This is a genomic window from Streptomyces sp. NPDC031365 (assembly GCF_055569765.1).
The window spans coordinates 474,802-479,442 of sequence record NZ_JBVIIM010000001.1 but is presented as its reverse complement, the minus strand read 5'-3'; the positions used below and the strand labels follow the sequence as shown (position 1 = coordinate 479,442).

Below are 4,641 nucleotides of genomic sequence, written 5' to 3'. Positions count from 1 at the left end.
GGGGGGGGTAGGTTGTGGGGGGCGGCCCTTGTGCTTGGTGGTGGGGCGTCTCCCTCCCCCCCCCCCCCCCCCCCCCCCCCCCCCCCCCCCCCCCCCCCCCCCCCCCCCCCGGGCCGGTCCCCCGCAACCCCCGTATGCGGTGGCTATTCGGTGGCGATGGCGTTCAGGACGTTCATGCGGCCGGCGCGGAAGGCCGGGACCAGGGCCGCGAAGAGGCCCACGAAGGCCGAGCCGATGAAGACGCCGATGATCGTCGGCCACGGGATGTCGAGGACCTTCAGGCCCTCCAGCGCCAGGAGCTGCTGGGCGGTGGCGCCCCAGCCCATGCCCAGTCCGAGGCCCAGCAGGGCGCCGAAGAGGGCGATCACGACCGACTCCAGGCGGATCATGCGGCGCAGCTGCCGGCGCGAGAGGCCGATGGCCCGCATCAGGCCGATCTCCCGGGTCCGCTCGACGACCGACAGGGCCAGGGTGTTCACCACACCGAGGATCGCGACGACGATCGCCAGCGCCAGCAGACCGTAGATCATGTTCAGGAGCTGGCCGATCTGGTCCTTCAGGGCCTCCTTGTAGTCGGTCTGGTCGCGCACCTTGTACTGCGGGTTGTCGTGCAGCGCGTCCTTGAGGCCCGTGTACGCGGCGTCCTTCTGCCCGTCCTTCGCCGAGGCGAACAGCATCTGGTCCAGGGGCATCCGGTCGGCCGGCACGTACGTCGCGAGGGTGTCGATGGACGTGTACATCGCGCCGGCGTCGACCACGCCCTCGCTGCTGGTGATGGCGCGCACCGTCAGGGAGCCCGTGGTGCCGTCCTTGAAGGCGACCTCGATCCTGGAGCCGACGCTGACGTCGTGGTCCTTGGCGAAGTCCTCGTGGACGGACATCGAGTCGGGCCGGTAGGCGTCGGCGAGCTTGCCGGCGACGGTCTCGACCCGCAGGTCGGTGGCGTACGACGGGTCGGCCGCGGTGATCGCGGTCTCGTCCGTGGTCTTGCCGTCGGGTGTGGTGAAGTCGGCCTCGGTCCACTTGTACCGGGTGACCCGCTCCACCCCCGGCGCGGTCTTCACGGCCTCGACGGCCTCCGGGGTGATCAGCTGGCCCTGGTCGCCCTGGATGATGAAGTCCGTACCGACCGCCTTGTCGAGTTCCTCGCCGGCCGAGGCGACCATGGAGGAGCCGACCACGGACAGGCACGCCACCAGCGCCAGACCGATCATCAGCGCGGCGCCGGTCGCGCCGGTGCGGCGCGGGTTGCGCAGGGCGTTGCGCTCGGCCATGCGGCCCACCGGGCCGAAGGCGCGCAGCAGGATCGCGCCGAGGACGCGGACCATGCCGCTCGCCAGCACCGGTCCGATGACGACGAAGCCGATCAGGGAGAGCACCACGCCGAGGCCCAGCCACAGGGAGCCGTCGGTGGCCTTGTCCGCGGTTCCGGCCAGGTAGAGGGCGGCCCCGCCGGCTCCGGTGAGGAGCAGGCCGATCCCACCGCGCATCCAGCCGGCCCTGGCGTCCGCCGGGGTGCCGGCGTCGCGCAGCGCGGCCATCGGGGAGATCTTGCCGGCCCGCCGGGCGGGCAGGTAGGCGGCGAGGACGGTGACGACGACGCCGAGGAGCAGTCCGAGCGCCGGGGTCGTCCAGGCGATCGTGAGGTCGTTCGTGGACAGTTCCATGCCCATCAGGCCCATGAGCTTCATCAGGCCGATGGCGAGCCCGACGCCCGCGCCGACACCGAGGACCGAGCCGAAGAAGCCGAGCAGCAGCGCCTCGACCAGCACCGAGCGGTTGACCTGCTTGCGGGACGAGCCGATCGCCCGCATCAGGCCGATCTCCCGGGTGCGCTGGGCGACCAGCATGGAGAAGGTGTTGATGATCAGGAAGATGCCGACGAGGAAGGCGATCCCGGCGAAGCCGAGCATCGCGTACTTCATGACGTTCATGAAGTCGCCGACGCTCTCCTGGTTGGCCTCTGCGGTCTCCTCGGCGGTCAGCACCTTGTAGCCGCCGCCGAGTTCGGCCGCGACGTTCTTCTTCAGCTGTTCGTCGCTGACACCGGCCGCGGCGGTGACGTTGACGTTGGTGTAGACGCCGCCCTCGCCGACCAGGGTCTGCTGTGCGGTCTTCGTGTCCATGTAGAAGATCGCGGCACCGGGGTTGGTGACGGTGAAGTCGGCGATACCGGAGATCTCGGCGGTGTGCGTGCCGACCGCGCTGATGACGCCGATCTCGTCGCCGAGCTTCAGATCGTGCTTGTCGGCGGTGTCGGCATCGACCATGATCTGGTCCGCGCCCCGGGGTGCGGCACCCGAGGTGATCTCCATGGTGCGGGCTTCGTTGCTGTTCCAGCTGCCGACGATGGTCGGCCCGCCGCTGGTCGGCGAGAGGTTCTCCTTGTCGCCGTCGACGACGGTCACCGAGGTGGAGAACACCGTTCCCTCGGCCGACTTCACCCCGTCCACGCCCTTGACCTCGTCGAGCACGGAGGCCGGCATGACCGGCGGCTTGCCGTTGCCGGAGGTCGTCTCACCGCTGTCGGAGGCGTCCTTGTTGCTGACCGTGACGTCCGAGGACGTGGCCGCGAACAGCTTGTCGAACGTCGTGTTCATGGTGTCCGTGAACACCAGCGTTCCGCAGACGAACGCCACCGACAGCAGCACCGCCACCGCCGAGAGAGCCATGCGTCCCTTGTGGGCGAAGAAGTTGCGCATCGAGGTCTTGAGGACGGTCATGACGTGCGCCCCCGGGCGTCGAAGTCCTTCATGCGGTCCAGGACCTGCTCGGCGGTCGGCTGCTGCATCTCGTCGACGATGCGGCCGTCGGCGAGGTACAGCACCCGGTCCGCGTAGGAGGCGGCGACGGGGTCGTGGGTGACCATGACGATGGTCTGGCCCAGTTCGTCGACCGAGCGGCGCAGGAAGCCGAGGACTTCGGCGCCCGCGCGGGAGTCGAGGTTTCCGGTCGGCTCGTCACCGAAGATGATCTCCGGCCGGGCGGCCAGCGCCCGCGCCACGGCGACCCGCTGCTGCTGGCCGCCGGAGAGCTGCGTCGGCCGGTGCTTCAGCCGCTCCGCGAGCCCGACGGTCTCCACGACCCGGTCCAGCCACGCCTTGTCGGGCTTGCGGCCGGCGATGTCCATGGGCAGCGTGATGTTCTCGAGCGCGTTCAGCGTCGGCAGCAGGTTGAACGCCTGGAAGATGAACCCGATCCGGTCCCGGCGCAGCCGTGTGAGCTTCTTGTCCTTCAGGCCGGTGATCTCGGTCTCGTCCAGGTAGATCTGCCCGGACGTCACGGTGTCGAGACCGGCGAGGCAGTGCATCAGGGTGGACTTGCCGGATCCCGAGGGGCCCATGATCGCGGTGAAGCGGCCGCGGGCGATGTCCACGTCGACGTGGTCGAGGGCGACGACACGGGTCTCACCAGTCCCGTACGCCTTCACGACCTGCCGCGCCCGTGCGGCAACGGCAGTACGCCCTCCAGTGCCCCCGTGCCTGGGAATGGTTACAGCCGATGTCACGGTAAGTCTCCTATGTCGGTCAGCAAGTGCGTGCGGTGCTCCGGCGGCCGCCTCGTCTGCTCGGCGGCCGTTCGGTACGTGTTCGTTCGGTGTGCTTCAGTCTCGCGGTGCGGGAGGTCGGGCGCCCTGGTGCTCAGCGCAGTCTTTTCCTGAGGAAAACCCCACCCCTGTTGCTGTGCTCCGCCCCCCGACGGCGTAAAGCCAGGTTAAGGACGGCTGCCGCCCCCACACGTCCTCCGCCAGTACGAACCCTCCCCGACCCTTGGTACGGAGGTACCCCTAGGGGCACTCCGCCGAAGTACGGAGTCCGTCTCGGGGTCGTCTCATCCCGACGGCCCATCCCGAGGCTCCACCCTCCCGCCGCGTCAGGGTCAAGTACCGGGCAGTACGGACGGACCGGCGCAGGACAGGCCGATGTTGACGGCCTTGGCGAATCGCGTGGCGACCATGCCCTTGACGACGTCGGACATCACGGCTGCCACCCCAGCACGACCCGGGTGCCGGCACCGGGCCACGACACCGTCCGGGCGCTGCCGCCCACGGAGCGCATCCGGCCGTGAACCGACTCCCGCAGGCCGCGCCGGTGGGACGGCACGGCCTCGGGGTCGAACCCGAGGCCCTCGTCCCGGACTTCGACGGTGACGCCTTCTCCGGCACGCCGGGCGGTGACCCGGGCCGCGCGGGTGTCGGCGTGCTGTGCCACGTTGGTCAGGGCCTCGGCGACCGCCTGCGAGAGGGCCACCACCACCTCGTGGGGCAGGTCCTGCGGTGGCACGTCGAACTCGATGTCCAGCGGCGGAAGGCCGACCCGGCGCGTCAGCACGACGGTGCGCAGCGCGACGTCCAAAGGCGCGGGTTCGCTCGCCGTGTCGCGTGCCGCGCCGGGGTGCGCCCGCAGGTCCTCGATGACGGCCAGGTCGGACGCGGCCCGTTCCGGCAGCGCGGCCGAGTCACGGGTGATGCTGCCGGTGCCCACCATGGTGAGCGTCGCGAGCACGGTGTCGTGCAGCAGCCGCTGCTGGGCCAGTTCGTCGGGGGGGGGGGGGGGGGGGGGGGGGGGGGGGGGGGGGGAGGGGGGGAAGGGGGGGGGGGGGCGGGGGGCAGGGCGCGGTTGCCCCTCTTACTCTGAGAAC

The 4,641-nt window shown here is 70.6% G+C and carries 3 protein-coding genes; all 3 read right to left on the bottom strand.

Annotation, left to right across the window (positions count from 1 at the left end; all coding sequences use genetic code 11):
* Positions 1–143: 143 nt before the first annotated feature.
* Entirely contained in the window at positions 144–2,723 is a 2,580-nt protein-coding gene (locus ACZ5C2_RS02275) for an ABC transporter permease (protein ID WP_468785587.1), read from the bottom strand.
* Complete coding sequence (locus tag ACZ5C2_RS02270) at positions 2,720–3,508, bottom strand: ABC transporter ATP-binding protein (RefSeq protein ID WP_468785585.1); 789 nt, start codon at positions 3,506–3,508, stop codon at positions 2,720–2,722. Before ACZ5C2_RS02270 ends, ACZ5C2_RS02275 begins: the two co-directional genes overlap by 4 nt.
* A 469-nt stretch (positions 3,509–3,977) precedes the next feature.
* Entirely contained in the window at positions 3,978–4,505 is a 528-nt protein-coding gene (locus tag ACZ5C2_RS02265) for a sensor histidine kinase (RefSeq protein WP_468785583.1), read from the bottom strand.
* Positions 4,506–4,641 lie beyond the last annotated feature (136 nt).